Source organism: Oricola sp. (assembly GCF_965230365.1).
GTDB lineage: Bacteria > Pseudomonadota > Alphaproteobacteria > Rhizobiales > Rhizobiaceae > Oricola.
In genome coordinates this window covers 1,868,488-1,883,749 of record NZ_OZ246003.1, presented here as the reverse complement: position 1 = coordinate 1,883,749, position 15,262 = coordinate 1,868,488, and the positions used below count along the sequence as shown (strand labels likewise).

The 15,262-nt window shown below is 63.2% G+C and carries 17 protein-coding genes; 5 read left to right on the top strand and 12 right to left on the bottom strand.

From position 1 onward, the window contains the following. The first annotated feature begins 92 nt into the window (after window positions 1–92). The 5 genes from ACO06R_RS09030 to ACO06R_RS09010 all read left to right on the top strand — a co-directional run bounded on the left by ACO06R_RS09030 (window position 93) and on the right by ACO06R_RS09010 (window position 5,036). Window positions 93–1,163: an ABC transporter permease gene (locus ACO06R_RS09030; RefSeq protein ID WP_421858735.1), complete on the top strand. Its 1,071-nt coding sequence runs from the start codon at window positions 93–95 to the stop codon at window positions 1,161–1,163. Then, window positions 1,139–1,939, top strand: coding sequence for an ATP-binding cassette domain-containing protein (locus ACO06R_RS09025; RefSeq protein WP_421858732.1), 801 nt, complete (start codon window positions 1,139–1,141; stop codon window positions 1,937–1,939). The genes ACO06R_RS09030 and ACO06R_RS09025 overlap by 25 nt, the downstream gene beginning before the upstream one ends. Further along, on the top strand, window positions 1,936–2,568 hold the full coding sequence (locus ACO06R_RS09020; RefSeq protein ID WP_421858729.1) for a nucleoside/nucleotide kinase family protein: 633 nt from the start codon (window positions 1,936–1,938) through the stop codon (window positions 2,566–2,568). The genes ACO06R_RS09025 and ACO06R_RS09020 overlap by 4 nt, the downstream gene beginning before the upstream one ends. Before the next feature lie 94 nt (window positions 2,569–2,662). Continuing rightward, window positions 2,663–4,198, top strand: coding sequence for a YjjI family glycine radical enzyme (locus ACO06R_RS09015; protein WP_421858726.1), 1,536 nt, complete (start codon window positions 2,663–2,665; stop codon window positions 4,196–4,198). Further along, window positions 4,170–5,036, top strand: coding sequence for a YjjW family glycine radical enzyme activase (locus tag ACO06R_RS09010; RefSeq protein WP_421858723.1), 867 nt, complete (start codon window positions 4,170–4,172; stop codon window positions 5,034–5,036). Before ACO06R_RS09015 ends, ACO06R_RS09010 begins: the two co-directional genes overlap by 29 nt. A gap of 83 nt (window positions 5,037–5,119) precedes the next feature. Here ACO06R_RS09010 and ACO06R_RS09005 read toward each other — a convergent pair whose 3' ends face one another. The 12 genes from ACO06R_RS09005 to ACO06R_RS08950 all read right to left on the bottom strand — a co-directional run bounded on the left by ACO06R_RS09005 (window position 5,120) and on the right by ACO06R_RS08950 (window position 15,258). Next, window positions 5,120–6,106 (bottom strand): ABC transporter substrate-binding protein, encoded by a 987-nt coding sequence (locus ACO06R_RS09005; RefSeq protein ID WP_421858720.1) that lies wholly within the window; start codon window positions 6,104–6,106, stop codon window positions 5,120–5,122. Window positions 6,107–6,158: 52 nt separating this feature from the next. Continuing rightward, window positions 6,159–7,022, bottom strand: coding sequence for an ABC transporter permease (locus ACO06R_RS09000; protein WP_421858718.1), 864 nt, complete (start codon window positions 7,020–7,022; stop codon window positions 6,159–6,161). Beyond that, window positions 7,019–7,900, bottom strand: a complete 882-nt coding sequence (locus tag ACO06R_RS08995) for an ABC transporter permease (RefSeq protein ID WP_421858716.1) — start codon at window positions 7,898–7,900, stop codon at window positions 7,019–7,021. The genes ACO06R_RS09000 and ACO06R_RS08995 overlap by 4 nt, the downstream gene beginning before the upstream one ends. Beyond that, the gene (locus ACO06R_RS08990; RefSeq protein ID WP_421858714.1) at window positions 7,897–8,328 is read right to left on the bottom strand and encodes a GNAT family N-acetyltransferase; all 432 of its coding nucleotides are present in this window, start codon (window positions 8,326–8,328) and stop codon (window positions 7,897–7,899) included. Before ACO06R_RS08990 ends, ACO06R_RS08995 begins: the two co-directional genes overlap by 4 nt. Window positions 8,329–8,337: 9 nt before the next feature. Then, window positions 8,338–9,117: an ABC transporter ATP-binding protein gene (locus tag ACO06R_RS08985; RefSeq protein ID WP_421858711.1), complete on the bottom strand. Its 780-nt coding sequence runs from the start codon at window positions 9,115–9,117 to the stop codon at window positions 8,338–8,340. A gap of 33 nt (window positions 9,118–9,150) precedes the next feature. Further along, complete coding sequence (locus tag ACO06R_RS08980; RefSeq protein ID WP_421858708.1) at window positions 9,151–9,402, bottom strand: hypothetical protein; 252 nt, start codon at window positions 9,400–9,402, stop codon at window positions 9,151–9,153. Window positions 9,403–9,455: 53 nt separating this feature from the next. Further along, window positions 9,456–10,910, bottom strand: a complete 1,455-nt coding sequence (hydA, locus tag ACO06R_RS08975) for a dihydropyrimidinase (RefSeq protein WP_421858706.1) — start codon at window positions 10,908–10,910, stop codon at window positions 9,456–9,458. Window positions 10,911–10,913: 3 nt separating this feature from the next. Continuing rightward, the gene (locus tag ACO06R_RS08970) at window positions 10,914–11,303 is read right to left on the bottom strand and encodes an endonuclease domain-containing protein (RefSeq protein WP_421859305.1); all 390 of its coding nucleotides are present in this window, start codon (window positions 11,301–11,303) and stop codon (window positions 10,914–10,916) included. Between the two features lie 147 nt (window positions 11,304–11,450). Continuing rightward, complete coding sequence (locus ACO06R_RS08965; protein WP_421858703.1) at window positions 11,451–12,209, bottom strand: class II aldolase/adducin family protein; 759 nt, start codon at window positions 12,207–12,209, stop codon at window positions 11,451–11,453. Window positions 12,210–12,212: 3 nt separating this feature from the next. Further along, the gene (locus tag ACO06R_RS08960; protein ID WP_421858700.1) at window positions 12,213–13,463 is read right to left on the bottom strand and encodes a Zn-dependent hydrolase; all 1,251 of its coding nucleotides are present in this window, start codon (window positions 13,461–13,463) and stop codon (window positions 12,213–12,215) included. 9 nt (window positions 13,464–13,472) lie between these two features. Then, a complete protein-coding gene (locus ACO06R_RS08955; RefSeq protein ID WP_421858697.1) occupies window positions 13,473–13,760 on the bottom strand; it encodes a cupin domain-containing protein in 288 nt (95 codons plus the stop codon). A 1-nt stretch (window position 13,761) separates the two neighbouring features. Continuing rightward, window positions 13,762–15,258, bottom strand: coding sequence for a CoA-acylating methylmalonate-semialdehyde dehydrogenase (locus ACO06R_RS08950; RefSeq protein WP_421858694.1), 1,497 nt, complete (start codon window positions 15,256–15,258; stop codon window positions 13,762–13,764). Between the last annotated feature and the right edge of the window lie 4 nt (window positions 15,259–15,262).

Sequence of the window (15,262 nt, the reverse complement as noted above, 5' to 3'; positions counted from 1 at the left end):
CGCCTCCCCCTTCTCCAAACGCATCATGACAATTCGCCGGCCGCGTTCTAACCTGCCGAACGGCCCTTGCTGCGACGACCGGGAGGAACACGATGTCCGAAACGACCAAGGGAGACGACTTCGAAGCCGTACTGGGCGACAGCCCGACTGCGGTCGCGGAGTTCGAGCAAGGCGATAACGGGTTCGTCTATCGCTTCCAGAACGCCCTTCACCAGAATCCGGCGCTGGTGCCGCTGATCGTGCTGATCCTGTCGATCGCCGTTTTCGGCCTGCTTCTCGGATCGAAATTCTTCTCGCCCTTCGCGCTGACGCTGATCCTGCAGCAGGTCCAGATCGTCGGCATTGTCGGCGCGGCGCAATGCCTCGTCATCCTGACCGCCGGTATCGACCTGTCGGTCGGTGCGATTATGGTGCTGAGCTCGGTGGTGATGGGCCAGTTCACCTTCCGCTACGGCCTGCCACCCTCGGTGGCGGTCGCCTGCGGGCTCGCCTGCGGCACGCTGATCGGCTTCATCAATGGCTGGATGGTGGCGCGCGTCAAGCTGCCGCCTTTCATCGTCACGCTCGGCATGTGGCAGATCGTGCTGGCCACCAACTTCCTGTATTCGGCCAACGAAACCATCCGATCCCAGGAGATCGCGCGCGAGGCGCCGCTGCTGCAATTGTTCGGCACCAAGATCAATATCGGCGGCGCGGTGTTTACCTACGGTGTCATCTTCATGGTGCTGCTGGTGATCGTGCTTGCCTATGTGCTGCGGCAGACCGCGTGGGGCCGGCATGTCTACGCGGTTGGCGACGATCCCGAAGCGGCCGAACTGTCCGGCGTGCGGGTCGACCGGGTGCTGATGTCGGTCTATGCGCTGGCCGGCCTGATCTGCGCATTCGCCGGCTGGGCACTGATCGGTCGCATCGGCTCGGTCTCGCCGACCAGCGGCCAGCTCACCAATATCGAGAGCATCACCGCCGTGGTGATCGGCGGCATCTCGCTGTTCGGCGGGCGCGGATCGGTGGCCGGCATGCTGTTCGGTGCGCTGATCGTCGGTGTCTTCACGCTGGGTCTTCGGCTACTCGGCGCCGACGCCCAGTGGACCTACCTGCTTATCGGCGTGCTAATCATCGGCGCCGTGACCGTGGACCAGTGGATCAGAAAGGTATCGACGTGACGGAACCGATTCTTCAGGCCCGCAATCTCGTCAAACGCTTTGGCAAGGTCACTGCCCTCAACGGCGCCGATTTCGACCTCTACCCGGGCGAGATTCTGGCGGTGATCGGCGACAATGGCGCCGGCAAGTCCGTGATGATCAAGTCGCTGTCCGGCGCGCTGCAGATCGACAGCGGCGAGATGCAACTGGAAGGCAGGAAGATCAATTTCCACTCGCCCCTGGAAGCCCGCGCCGCCGGCATCGAGACCGTCTACCAGACGCTGGCCATGTCGCCTGCCCTGTCGATCACTGACAACATGTTCATGGGCCGCGAACTGCGCAAACCGGGCTTTCGCGGCAGTTGGCTGCGCCAGCTCGATCGGGCGGCGATGGAGAAGTTCGCCCGCGACAAGCTGAACGAGCTCGGCCTCCTGACGATCCAGAACATCAACCAGGCCGTCGAGACGCTGTCGGGCGGTCAGCGTCAAGGCATAGCGGTCGCCCGCGCGGCGGCATTTGGCTCCAAGGTGATCATCCTCGACGAGCCGACGGCAGCGCTCGGCGTCAAGGAATCGCGCCGCGTGCTCGAACTGATCAACGACGTGCGCGCGCGCGGTATCCCGATCGTGCTGATCTCGCACAACATGCCGCATGTCTTCGAGATTGCCGACCGCATTCATGTGCATCGGCTCGGACGCCGACTTTGCGTGATCCGTCCGGGCGAGTACACCATGTCGGACGCCGTCGCCTTCATGACCGGCGCGAAAACTCCGCCAGAAGAGGCTGTCGCCGCTTGAACTCGCATATCGAGGCTGCCGCCGACGCAGTCGCAGAGAAATCGAAAGACAGGGACCGCACGATCATCGCGGTCGCCGGTCCACCCGGGGCGGGGAAATCGACATTCGCCGATTCGCTGGTGCAGGAGCTGAAGGCGCGCGGTATCGCAGCAAAAACAATCCCGATGGACGGATTTCACTACGACAATGCGGTGCTCGATGCGAAGGGCTGGCGCGACCGAAAGGGCGCGCCGCACACTTTTGATGCCGCTGGCCTGCTCAGCCTGCTGCGGCGGCTGCGCGATGGCGAGGATGATGTCGCCGTTCCCCTTTTCGACCGTGGTCGCGACATCGCCATTGCCGGGGCGCGGCTGGTTGTCAGGGACGACTGCGTGCTGATCGCCGAGGGCAATTATCTCCTGCTCGATACGCCGCCCTGGGCGGCCATGCGACCGCTGTTCGACCTGACCATCCTGCTCGACCCCGGCATGCCAACGATCCGGCAACGGCTGATTGCCCGCTGGCTGGACCACGGTCATACGACAAGCGAAGCCGAGCGCCGTGCGGCGCATAACGATATCCCGAATGCCGAGCACGTATTGGAGCATTCCGCCAAGGCCGACCTGACCTTCGCAAACGGCAACAGCTAGGGCGTGCCCCGCCGCAGCATGCGGCATTCTCCCGCGTGTCGCCTTCGCGGCTTCTGTGGTAGAATGCCGTAAAGGCAAGAGAACGAGGGGCACAATGGACCAACAGCTCGAAAGACTTCGCGATATCGCGACCGACAGCCGGCTGAGCGCCGCCCAGAAGGCACGCTTCCTGTCGCTGGAAGCCGAGAACATGCTGCCCTACCCCGACATCGACGACGAGGTGGCGCAAGCGCTTTCGGACGGCGTTTTGTGCGATCTGGCCGAGGGGCACGCGCCCTACAAGCCGCGCTACGTGCTCGCCGATTTCGGCGTTGTTCTGGAGCGCGGCAGCAAATATCTAGAACTCGATCCGCCGAAGACGCTGGACGAGGCAATCAATTGCCTGATGATCGCCTATCACCACGTGCCGTCGGTGACCGCGATGCCGGTGTTCATCGGCCATATCGACCGGCTGCTGCTGCCCTTCGTCGACGGCGTGAGCGACGAGGAATTGCATGCCAAACTGCGGCTGTTCTGGCGCTATATCGACCGGGTGCTGCCCGACGCTTTCCTGCACGCCAATATCGGCCCTGAAGACAACCGGGTGGCGCGCGCCGTGCTCATGGTTGACACGGAACTCAAGCAGGTTGCACCCAATCTGACGCTGCTCTACGACCCGAAGGTCAGCAGCGAGGAACTGCTGCGGATCGCCACCGACAACATTGTCGCCTGCTCGAAACCGCATGTTGCCAACCATCCGGTTCACGCCGCCGCCTTCGACGAACGCGGCTATGGTATCGTCTCCTGCTACAACGCCCTGCCGGCAGCCGGCGGTGCCGGCACGCTGGTGCGTCTCAACCTGCATGAGGCGGCCAAGCAAGCCAAAAGCGAGACCGACTTTACCGATCGGGTGCTGCCGCATTACATGGATCTCCAGTTCCGACTGATCGAGGCGCGGCTCGACTACCTGTTCGAGAAATCCGGCTTCTTCGACGGCTTCATCGTCGAGGAAGGCTGGATAGACCGCGATCGCTTCACGGCGATGTTCGGCATTTTCGGGATGGCCGAAGCGGTCAACCACCTGCAGGACCTGGAGGGGCGCGCCGGCCGCTACGGAAAGGACGCCGAGGCCAACGGGCTTGGCTACCGGCTGTCGGCGCAAATGGCCGAGAAGGTTGAAGCGACCGAGGTGAAGCATGCCTGGCGCGGCCGCGCGCTGCTGCACAGCCAGGCCGGTATCAGCACCGACATCGACGCCACGCCCGGCGTACGCATCCCGTACGGTTTCGAGCCGGATCCGGTGACCCATATCAAGGCGCTGCTGCCGCATCACAAATACTATCCGTCCGGCATCAGCGAGATCCTGACCATTGACGAGACCATCAGATCCAATCCGCAGGCGCTGTTCACGCTGTGCAAGGGCGCGCTGCAAAGCGGCTTTCGCGAGTTTACCGCCAATGTCGCCGGAAACGATCTCGTGCGCGTGACCGGCTACATGATCCGGCTGTCGGATGTGGAGAAGTACCGCAACGACGAAGGCTCGCGCATCAACACCACGGTGCTGGGCGCGGAAGCCGCCGACTTGACCCACATCCTCGACCGCAAACCACGTGTGATCGGCCATGAATACGCCCAGGGCTACGATCAGTAAGATCCTGACCTTTTCCTGCGTGGACGGGCCGGGCAACCGGCTCGTGCTGTTCATGCAGGGTTGCAACTTCGCCTGCCTGGCCTGTCACAACCCGCACACGATGGGGGTTTGCGACCATTGCGGCAAATGCGTGCCGGTGTGCCACAAACACGCGCTGTCGGTGGTCGACGGGCGGGTCGTGTTCGACCCCTCGCAATGCGACCAGTGCGACGAGTGCCTGCGCGCCTGCCCGATCAACGCCAACCCGATGGTGCGCGAATACGACGTCGCCGAGGTGCTGGCGATCGCGCGCGACAACCTGCCCTTCATCGACGGCATCACCGTGTCGGGCGGCGAAGCGACGATGCAGCTCAAGTTTGTCACGGCGCTGTTCGAAGCCGTCAAGGCCAACCCGGAGTTGTCACGGCTGAGCTGCATGATCGACAGCAATGGCTATCTCGGCCCGAAGAGCTGGGAGAAGGTGCTGCCAGTCACCGACGGCGTGATGCTGGACGTCAAGGCGATGAATCCGGCGACGCACTGCTTCCTGACGACGGCCGACAATGCCCGCGTGCTGGCGAGCGCACGGCTGCTGCAGGAGGCCGGCAAGCTGACCGAAGTGCGCTTTCTGGTCATCCCGGGCTACACCGACAAGCCCGACGAGATCGCCGCTTTCAAGGCGTTTCTCGATGAGCTTGGCGGCGATGTGCGGGTGCGCGTTAACGCCTTCCAGCATCACGGCGTGATCGGCCCGGCGCTCGATTGGCCCAAGGCGACGCGCGAGATCGTCGACGCGGTTGCGGGCGAAATCCGCGCGGCGGGTGTCGGCGAGGTGGCAACGCCGGAGGTCTATGTCTGAGCGTAACCGTATGGGGTCCAATTGAAAAAGGGCGGCTGAAGCGCCGCCCTTTCCCGTTCTTTCAGGTTTCCGAAGACCGGAAATCACTTCAGCATGTTGGTGATCTTGTCGGTCCAGGCGCCCTCCGGACGACCGGAGATAACCGGATCGGACCCGCCGGCCAGAAGCGTGTCGACGGTGGTCTCGGCGGCCGCAACGTCGAGCGTGCCGTCGGAACCTTCGGTGAGCTTGTTGATCTCGCCCATCATGCGGACCTGGTGCTTCTCGGTCTGTGCGCCGGTGGCGTCATTGTCGAGAACGATCATCGCCGCATCTTCCTGGTTCTCACGAGCATAGTCCCAGCCCATCATCGACGCCTTGACGAAGCGGGCAAGCTTGTCGACCATTTCCGGGTCCTCGAGGCTTTCCTCGAGCACATAGATGCCGTCTTCCAGCGTCGCCACGCCCTGGTCGGTGTAGTTGAACACCACCAGATCGTCCGGCGAGAAGCCCGCGTCGATGACCTGCCAGTACTCGTTGTAGGTCATGGTCGAGACGCAATCGGCCTGCTTCTGGATGATCGGGTCGACGTTGAAGCCCTGCTTCAGGACGGTGACGCCATCCGCGCCGCCATCGGTCGGAATGCCGAGTTGGCTCATCCATGACAGGAACGGGAACTCGTTGCCGAAGAACCAGACGCCGAGCGTCTTGCCGCGGAAGTCTTCCGGCGACGTGATGCCGGTTTCCTTGCGGCACGTCAGCATCATGCCCGAGCGCTTGAACGGCTGGGCGATGTTGACGAGCTTGACGCCCTTCTCGCGCGCTGCGAGCGCAGCCGGCATCCATTCCAGGATAACGTCGGCGCCGCCGCCGGCGATCACCTGCGGCGGAGCGATGTCCGGGCCGCCTGGCTTGATCTCGACGTCGAGGCCCTCAGCCTCGTAGAAGCCCTTGTCCTTGGCCACATAGTAGCCGGCGAACTGTGCCTGGGTGACCCATTTAAGCTGCAGCGTCAGCTTGTCGGCTGCGTTTGCCGCTCCGGCCGTTGCCGCCATCGCGACACCGGCCGCCAGTGCGATCCATTTCTTCATTTGCATTCTCCCTTTCTGGTCATCGGTTACGGCACCGTCATCCCGTCTTGTTCTAGCGCCTGTTCGACGGGTGCCAAAAGGTGACGGACCGCTCAAGCAGGGCAATCAGCCCGTAGCTCAGCGAACCCGCCAGTGCGGCGACAAAGATCTCGGCCCAGACCATGTCGACGTTCAAACGGCCCACCTCGGCGGAGATGCGGAAACCCATCCCCACGATCGGCGTACCGAAGAATTCGGCCACGATAGCGCCGATCAGCGCCAGCGTGGAATTGATTTTCAATGCATTGAAGATGAACGGCATCGCCGCCGGCAGCCGCAGCTTGATGAGCGTCTGCCAGTAGTTCGATGCATAGGTGCGCATCAGGTCGCGCTCCATGTGCCCGGTGGCGGCAAGGCCGGCCACCGTGTTCACCAGCATCGGGAAGAAGGTCATCACCACGACCACGGCGGCCTTCGACTGCCAGTCGAAACCGAACCACATGACCATGATCGGCGCGATGCCGATGATCGGCAGCGCCGAGACGAGATTGCCGACCGGCATGACCCCGGCCTTCAGGAAGGGCGAGCGGTCAACCAGCACGGCGACGACGAAGCCCGCGCCGCAGCCGATCACATAGCCGGCGAGAACCGCTTTCAGGTAGGTTTGCTGGAAATCGGCCCAGAGGATCGCGGTCGAACCTGTGATCCGCTCCCAGATCATCGATGGCGGCGGCAGCAGCACCGTCGGCACGTCGAAGCCGCGCGTGATCCCCTCCCACAGCGCCAGGATGGCGACGCCGAACAGGAACGGGATCGCCAGGTTGACCGCGGTCGCGGCGGCAGGGTTGCGCAGCGACAGGCGCGACAGGCGCGTATTGGCGTACCAGGAGCCGAGCCAGATGGCGATCGCGACAATGAAAATCGTCGGGTTGCTCATGTAGCCGCCTCCGGGCGCACGCCCATGCGCCTGTTGAGCCACGCGCCGATGACACCGACGATGGTGACCAGCACGGCGGCCATGATCGCCGCCACAATCAGCGCCGACCAAATCTGCACGGTCTGGCCGTAATAGGAGCCGGCCAAGAGCCGTGCGCCAAGGCCGGCGACGGCACCGGTCGGCAGTTCGCCGACAATGGCGCCGACAAGGCTGATGGCGATCGCCACCTTCATCGACGCGAAAAGGAACGGCACCGAGGACGGCCAGCGCAGTTTCCAGAGTACGTCGGCGCGGCTGGAATTGTAGGTCTTCATCAGGTCGAGATGCATGGCTTCTGGCGACCGCAGACCCTTCACCATGCCGACGGCGACGGGGAAGAAGGACAGATAGGTCGAGATCAGCGCCTTCGGGAACAGGCCGGTGATGCCGACTGAGTTCAAGACCACGATGATCATCGGCGCGATCGCCAGGATCGGGATCGTCTGCGAGGTGATGATCCACGGCATCAGCGACTTGTCGAGGACGCGGCTGTGGACGATGCCGACCGCCAGCAGCACGCCGAGCGCCGTGCCCATGACGAAACCGAGCAGCGTCGCCGACAGCGTTATCCAGCCATGATAGACGAGGCTGCGTTTCGACGTGATCCGCTTTTCGACCGTGGTCTTCCAGATTTCGGTGGCAACCTGGTGCGGCGCGGGCAGCACCGGGCGGTCCTGCGCCATGGTCAGCGGCACCACCTGGGAGAAAGCGATCTCGTTGCCGGCGCGCTCGGCGCGGTCATATTCGAACGGTGCGTTGAGCAGGACGGCGCCGCCATACCAGATGGCGATGATCGCGACGACGACAGTCAGGATCGGCAGGATGCGGGAGCGGATCATGACGGGCGCTCCCAGCGCAGCAGCACGTCCGGCAGGCTCTCCTCGTTGTCGCCGCCGGTGCGGCGTATTTCGACGAACCCTTCCCTTGCATAGAACCGGCGCGCATCCTCATTGGCGACAAACGTCCACAGTTCCAGTGCGTCGCGGCCGCGCTTGGCGTGGTCGAGCAGCGCGCGGCCGATGCCCTGGCCGGGCGTGGCGACATAGAGCGCGGTCACCATGTGATGCTCCGGATCGAGCGCCATGAACCCCTCGACCGGATCGCCGGCGACCCAGACCTGCCGCTTCTGGAATACGAAATCGCGGTAGAACGCCTCGACTTCCTCACAGGTGTGGATGCGCGGCATCCACGGACGATCATCGATCCAGTCATTGAGGATCGCCGCACAGGCGGCCGCGTCTTCCGGCTTGCCGGGCCGCAGCAACATCGCTCACCCTCAATCGTCATAGGCATGCCCTGCCCGCAGCCCGTCGCGCACCCGGTGCGCGATCTTAAGGAATTCCGGCGTCTCGCGGATATCGAGCGGCCGGTCCGGTCCGAGGTCGCAGTCGATGATGTCGTGGATGCGGCCCGGCCGCGGGCTCATCACCACGATCTTGGTCGACAGGAAAACCGCCTCGGGGATCGAGTGGGTGACGAAGACCACGGTCTTTTGCGTCGCCGCCCACAATTTGAGGAGTTGCTCGTTCAGATGGTCGCGGACGATCTCGTCGAGCGCGCCGAACGGCTCGTCCATCAACAGCATGTCCGGCTGCACGGCGAGCGCACGCGCAATCGAGGCGCGCTGCTGCATGCCGCCCGACAACTGCCAGGGAAATTTCTTCTCGAAGCCCGCGAGATCGACCAGTTCGAGGTTCTCCGAGATCCGCTTGTCGCGCTCGGCCTTGCCGAGGCCCATTACTTCCAGCGGCAGCGCCACATTGTCGGCGATGCTGCGCCAGGGAAACAGCGCGGCGGCCTGAAACACGTAGCCATAGGCCCGCTTCAGCCGCGCCTCCTCAGGCGTCATGCCATTGACCGTGATCGCCCCTGATGTCGGCTTCTCCAGATCGGCGATGACCCGCAACAAAGTGGTCTTGCCGCAGCCGGACGGACCGATCAGCGAGACGAACTCGCCCTTCTCGATACTGATGTCGATGTCGGAAAGCGCATGCACCGGACCGTCATTGGTCTGGAATGTAAGGTTGAGATTGCGGGTTGAGATGACGGAGTTCATGGTAGGTGCGCTCCGCCATGAAATAGTTCAGTTTCAGCGTGGCTTTTCCATAATGAAGAGGTACCCGGTGGAAACGGTCCACAAGCCAAGCGTGACGATGAGTAGTAGTACGCGGAGGACGTATATAATGAGGTTTGGGCTGTCGGGAATGACCTCCGCAACATTCCATCCATCGGCATTGTTCTGCTGAACGATGCTTTCGACCTTGCCGCGCGAAGAGCCGAATACAAGTCCAAGTATTCCACCGCTGAAACTCACTCTTACCACTTTGTTGATTTTGTGCATTTCAACCTCCTTGGGAATTCAACCCAAGAATGTGATTGGTATGAAATACGTTGTCAAACCCCGCTTGCCGGAATGCCGGTGCGTTCGACCTTGCGCGGCGCGGTGAGTTCCTTCCATGTCGACAGCGCCTTGTTGACCGCCTGGAACGGCTCGCGCTTGACGAATTCGCCATGACCTTCGCGGGTGTCGACCTTGCCGTCGTCCAGAACGATCTGGCCGCGCGACAGGACGTAGCGCGGCATGCCCTTCACATGCTTGCCCTCGAAGACGTTGTAATCGATCGCCGATTGCTGGTTGCCGGCCGTGATCGTCTTTTCCTTTTCCGGGTCCCAGACGACGATGTCGGCATCCGCGCCTTCGACGATGGCACCCTTCTTCGGGTAGACGTTGAGGATCTTGGCGATGTTGGTCGAGGTGACGGCGACGAACTCGTTCATCGTCAGCCGCCCGGTATTGACGCCATGCGTCCACAGCATCGGCATGCGGTCTTCCAGACCGCCGGTGCCGTTCGGGATCTGCGTAAAATCGCCGACGCCGGTGCGCTTCTGCTCGGTGGTGAACGCACAATGGTCCGTCGCGACGACCTGCAAGGAACCGGCCGAAAGACCTGCCCACAGCGAATCCTGATGCGCCTTGTTGCGGAAGGGCGGGCTCATGACGCGGCGCGCCGAATGGTCCCAGTCCTTGTTGAAATACTCGCTCTCATCCAGCGTCAGATGCTGGATCAGCGGTTCGCCATAGACGCGCATGCCTTTCTGGCGGGCCCGGCGGATCGCCTCATGTGCCTGTTCGCACGACGTGTGCACGACATAGAGCGGCACGCCGGCCATGTCGGCGATCATGATAGCGCGGTTTGTCGCCTCGCCTTCGACTTCCGGCGGCCGCGAATAGGCGTGGCCCTCCGGCCCGTTGTTGCCTTCGGCGAGCAGCTTCTGCTGCAGCGTGGCAACGACATCGCCGTTTTCGGCATGCACCAGCGGCAGCGCGCCCAGTTCGGCGCAGCGCTGGAACGACGCGAACATCTCGTCGTCATTGACCATCAGCGCGCCCTTGTAGGCCATGAAGTGCTTGAAGGTGTTGATCCCCTTCTCGCGCACCACCTGCTCCATCTCGTTGAACACCTGCTCGCCCCACCAGGTGATCGCCATGTGGAAGGAGTAGTCGCAATTGGCGCGCGTCGACTTGTTGTCCCACATCTGGATGGCATCGAGCAGCGACTGGCCGGGCGACGGCAGCGCGAAATCGACCACCATGGTGGTGCCGCCGGAGACTGCGGCGCGGGTGCCGCTCTCGAAATCATCGGACGAATAGGTGCCCATGAACGGCATTTCGAGGTGGGTGTGCGGATCGATGCCGCCCGGCATCACGTAGCAACCCGTCGCATCGATCTCGTGGTCGGCATGCATCTCGCCGCCGATGGCGACGATCTTGTCATGCTTGATGAAAACATCGGCCTTCCAAGTGCGGTCGGCGGTGACGACGGTTCCGTTTCTGATGACTTTTGACATGGCCTACTCCCTGGTTCGGCGATTTGCTCCTCTCCCCGCCGGGGAGAGGTCGGCCGGCGCGAAGCGCAGGCCGGGTGAGGGGGAATGGATTTCACCATCCAGAACGGCGAGGATCGTATCGAGCACTGCGCGCCTCTCAAAAGAGACCTCGTCATTCCAGAACCGGAGAACGAAACAACCTTGTGCGTTCAAATACGCCGTTCGCCATTCGTCAGACGCATTTTCGCTGTGATGACTGCCATCCAGTTCGACAATCAGTTTTCGGGATCGACAAGCAAAATCGGCAATGTACGAGCCAATTCTCACCTGGCGATTGAAGCGGTAGCCGTTCAACTGCCGGTTCCGCAACTCGTTCCAAAGGAAGTTCTCGGCGTCCGTCGGGTCCTTGCGCATGGCGCGGGCGAACGGCTTGGTGCGCGGGTCAGGCTTTGATGCAAAGGCCCCCTCACCCGGTCGCTGCGCGACCGACCTCTCCCCGTGGGGTAGAGGAGCAAGTCCTGCTCGATCGCGTCTTTCGATCGACATCAATACCAAAGACCTCTACTCCGCATAATCGGCACCCTCGCGGTCGAGGATGCGTTTCATCTCGGCGAAATGGGCGTGCTCGGCGCCCTTGTAGGTTTCCCATTCACGCGCCGTCTCCTCGGCCAGTTCATCGGCCATCACGGCAAGCGGCCGGCCGGTCGAATAGGCGAGAACCATGGTACGCGCGGCGCGTTCCAGGTGGTACATGGCGTCGAACGCCTCGGCGACGGTCGGCGCCACCGTGGTCACGCCGTGATTGCCCATCATCACCGCCGAATGGTTACCGATGGTCGCGGCGATCCGCTCGCCCTCGGCTTCCTCGCTTGCGATGCCGCCAAAGGAAAGATCGATGGCAAGCCGGTTGTAGAACCGCGCGGTGACCTGATCGATCGGATGGATCGTCGGGTCCTTCAACCCGGCAAGCGCCGTGCAATAGGGCGGATGCAGATGCAGCGCGACGCGTGCCTGCGGCAGGGTGCGGTGGATCGCCGAATGGATCGACCATGCCGACGGGTCGGGCGCGTCGGGCCGGTCCATCGTCGCCGGATCGCCGGCGTCGACCAGCAGCAGTTCGGAGGCGCGCACCAGCGAGAAATGCCGCCAGCGCGGATTGATCAGGAAGGTCTTGCCGTCCGGCGACACGGCGGCCGAGAAATGGTTGGCGACGCCCTCATGCCAGTCGTTGCGCGCGGCCAGCCGGAAAGCGGCGGCAAGATCGACGCGCAGTTGCTGCTCGTCGGTCTGGTTCAGCGAAACGACGTTGGATTCGGTCATGCGCTACTCCACGATCTCCGCCGTCTCGACGACCGCGTGGAACAGCACGTCGGCACCGGCGCGCGCCCATTCCGGCGAGATATCCTCGGCCTCGTTGTGGCTCAGCCCGTCGACGCAGGGACACATCACCATGGCTGTCGGTGCGACACGATTGACCCAGCAGGCGTCGTGACCGGCACCCGATATGATGTTGCGGTGCGAGTAGCCCAGCCGTTCGGCGGCATCGCGGATCGCCTTGACGCAGCCATGATCGAATTCCGGCGGATCGAACTGGCCGACGATCTCCGCCTCGAAGGAAACGCCAAGCGCCTCGCAGAGTTTCGGCGCGCCGGCCATCAGCCGGTCGACCATGGCATTCAGCCGGTCGAGCTCGTGCGAGCGCATGTCGACGGTAAACACGACGCGACCCGGGATGATGTTGCGGCTGTTCGGATAGACATCGATATGGCCGATGGCACCGACTGCGTTCGGCGCGTTGTCCATGGCGATCTCGTGCACCAGCTCGGTGATCTGGGCAAGCCCGCGGCCGGCGTTCTTGCGCATCGGCATCGGAGTCGAGCCGGTGTGGCTTTCCTTGCCGGTCACCGTGCACTGGATCCAGCGCAGCCCCTGCCCGTGCGTGACGACACCGATATCCTTGCCCTCGGCTTCCAGGATCGGCCCCTGCTCGATGTGCAGTTCATAAAACGCCTTCATCTTGCGGTCGCCGACGACCTCTTCGCCCTTCCACCCGATACGCTCAAGCTCGTCGCCGAACTTCTTGCCCTCGGCGTCTGTATGTCCGTAGACATCGGCCTGGTCGAGCACGCCGGCAAACACGCCCGACGCCATCATGGCGGGCGCAAATCGCGTGCCTTCCTCGTTGGTCCAGTTGGTGACCACGATCGGGTGTTTGGTCTTGATGTCGAGATCGTTCAGCGTGCGCACGATCTCCAGCCCGGCCAGCACGCCAAGCACGCCGTCATACTTGCCGCCTGTCGGCTGGGTGTCGAGATGCGAGCCGACATAGACCGGCAGCGCGTCCGGGTCGGTGCCCTCGCGGCGCATGAACATCGTGCCCATTTGGTCGACGCCCATGGTCAGGCCGGCATCCTCGCACCATGCCTGGAACAGCTTGCGCCCCTCGCCGTCCTCGTCGGTCACGGTCTGACGGTTGTTGCCGCCGGCAATACCCGGGCCGATCTTCGCCATTTCCATCAGCGAATCCCACAACCGGTCTCCGTTGATCCTGAGGTTTTCGCCCGGCGCCGCCATGTTCCGCTCCTATTTCAATTCCACCTCGACAAAGGACATCGGCGTGTCCCCGTCATTGATTACATTGTGTTCGACGCCTTCCTCGCGCCGGTAGGCCGTGCCGGCCGTAACCGTCGTCTTGCGGCTGGTTCCACCCGGCTCCTCAAGCAGCATGCGGCAATCGGTGACAGCGGTGATGACATAGTCGAAGCCGTGGCGGTGCCATCCGGTCTCCGCGCCGGGCGCGAAGTCGAAGCGCGTGACCCGCACCCGTTCGTCATCGATCAACTGAATCGCCGTTGCCTGCTGCCTCGTCATCTCATTTCATGCTCGGGAACGTGAAGATGGCGCCCTCGTGGATGTCGTCCGGCCAGCGCGTGGTCACCGTTTTCAGGCGGGTGTAGAAGCGCACGCCTTCCGGCCCGTAGATCGAGTGATCGCCGAACAGCGACCGCTTCCAGCCGCCAAAGGAATGATAGGCGACCGGCACCGGAATCGGCACATTGACGCCGACCATGCCGACCTCGATGCGGTCGGCGAAATCGCGCGCCGCATCGCCATTGCGCGTGAAGATCGCGGTGCCGTTGCCGTATTCGTGGGCGTCGATCATCGCGACGGCCTCGTCATAGGAATTGGCGCGCACGACCGACAGCACCGGGCCGAAGATCTCTTCCTTGTAGATGCGCATGTCTGTGGTCACGCGGTCGAACAGCGTCCCGCCCACGAAATAGCCGTTTTCGTAGCCCTGCAGAGAGAAGCCGCGTCCATCGACGACGAGATCGGCGCCTTCCTGGACGCCGGTGTCGATATAACCCAGCACTTTTTCCTGATGCTGTTTGGTGACCAGCGGCCCCATCTCGGCATCTGGGTCCGTGGCCGGCCCGATCTTCAGCGCCTCGACGCGCGGCTTCAGCGCCGAGACAAGCTTGTCGGCGGTTTCGTCTCCGACCGGCACCGCGACCGAGATCGCCATGCAGCGCTCGCCGGCAGACCCGTAGCCGGCACCCATCAGTGCGTCGGCGGCCTTGTCGATGTCGGCGTCGGGCAGCACGACCATGTGGTTCTTGGCGCCGCCCAGCGCCTGCACGCGCTTGCCGTTGGCGGTGCCGCGCGAATAGACATACTCGGCGATCGGCGTCGAACCGACGAAGGACACCGCCTTGATGTCGGCATGATCGAGGATCGCGTCGACGACCTCCTTGTCGCCATGCACGACATTGAGCACGCCATCCGGAAAGCCGGCCTTTTTGAACAGATCGTAGATCAGCATCGGCGCCGACGGATCGCGCTCTGACGGCTTGAGGATGAAGGTGTTTCCGCAGGCGACCGCGATCGGATACATCCACAGCGGCACCATGGCCGGGAAGTTGAACGGCGTGATGCCGGCGACCACGCCAAGCGGCTGGCGGTCGGCATAGGAATCGATTGCCGGGCCGACATTGCGCGAAAACTCGCCCTTCAGGAGTTGCGGAATGCCGCAGGCGAACTCGACCACCTCGATGCCGCGCGCGACCTCGCCGAGCGCGTCGTCATGGGTCTTGCCGTGTTCCCTTGAAATCTCGCGCGCAATGTCGTCGGCATGGGCGTCGAGCAGCTCCTTGAACTTGAACATGCAGCGGGCGCGCTTGAGCGGCGGCGTGTCGCGCCAGGCCGGCAATGCCGCCTTGGCCGCAGCGACCGCAGCGTCGAGTTCGCCGGCTGTCGACAACGGCAGCACGGCCGCCTGCTCTCCGGTCGCCGGATTGAACACCGGCTGGCTGCGTTCGGACGCCGAAACGGCAGTAGAACCGTTGATGGCGTTGCTGATGGTCTGCATGTAG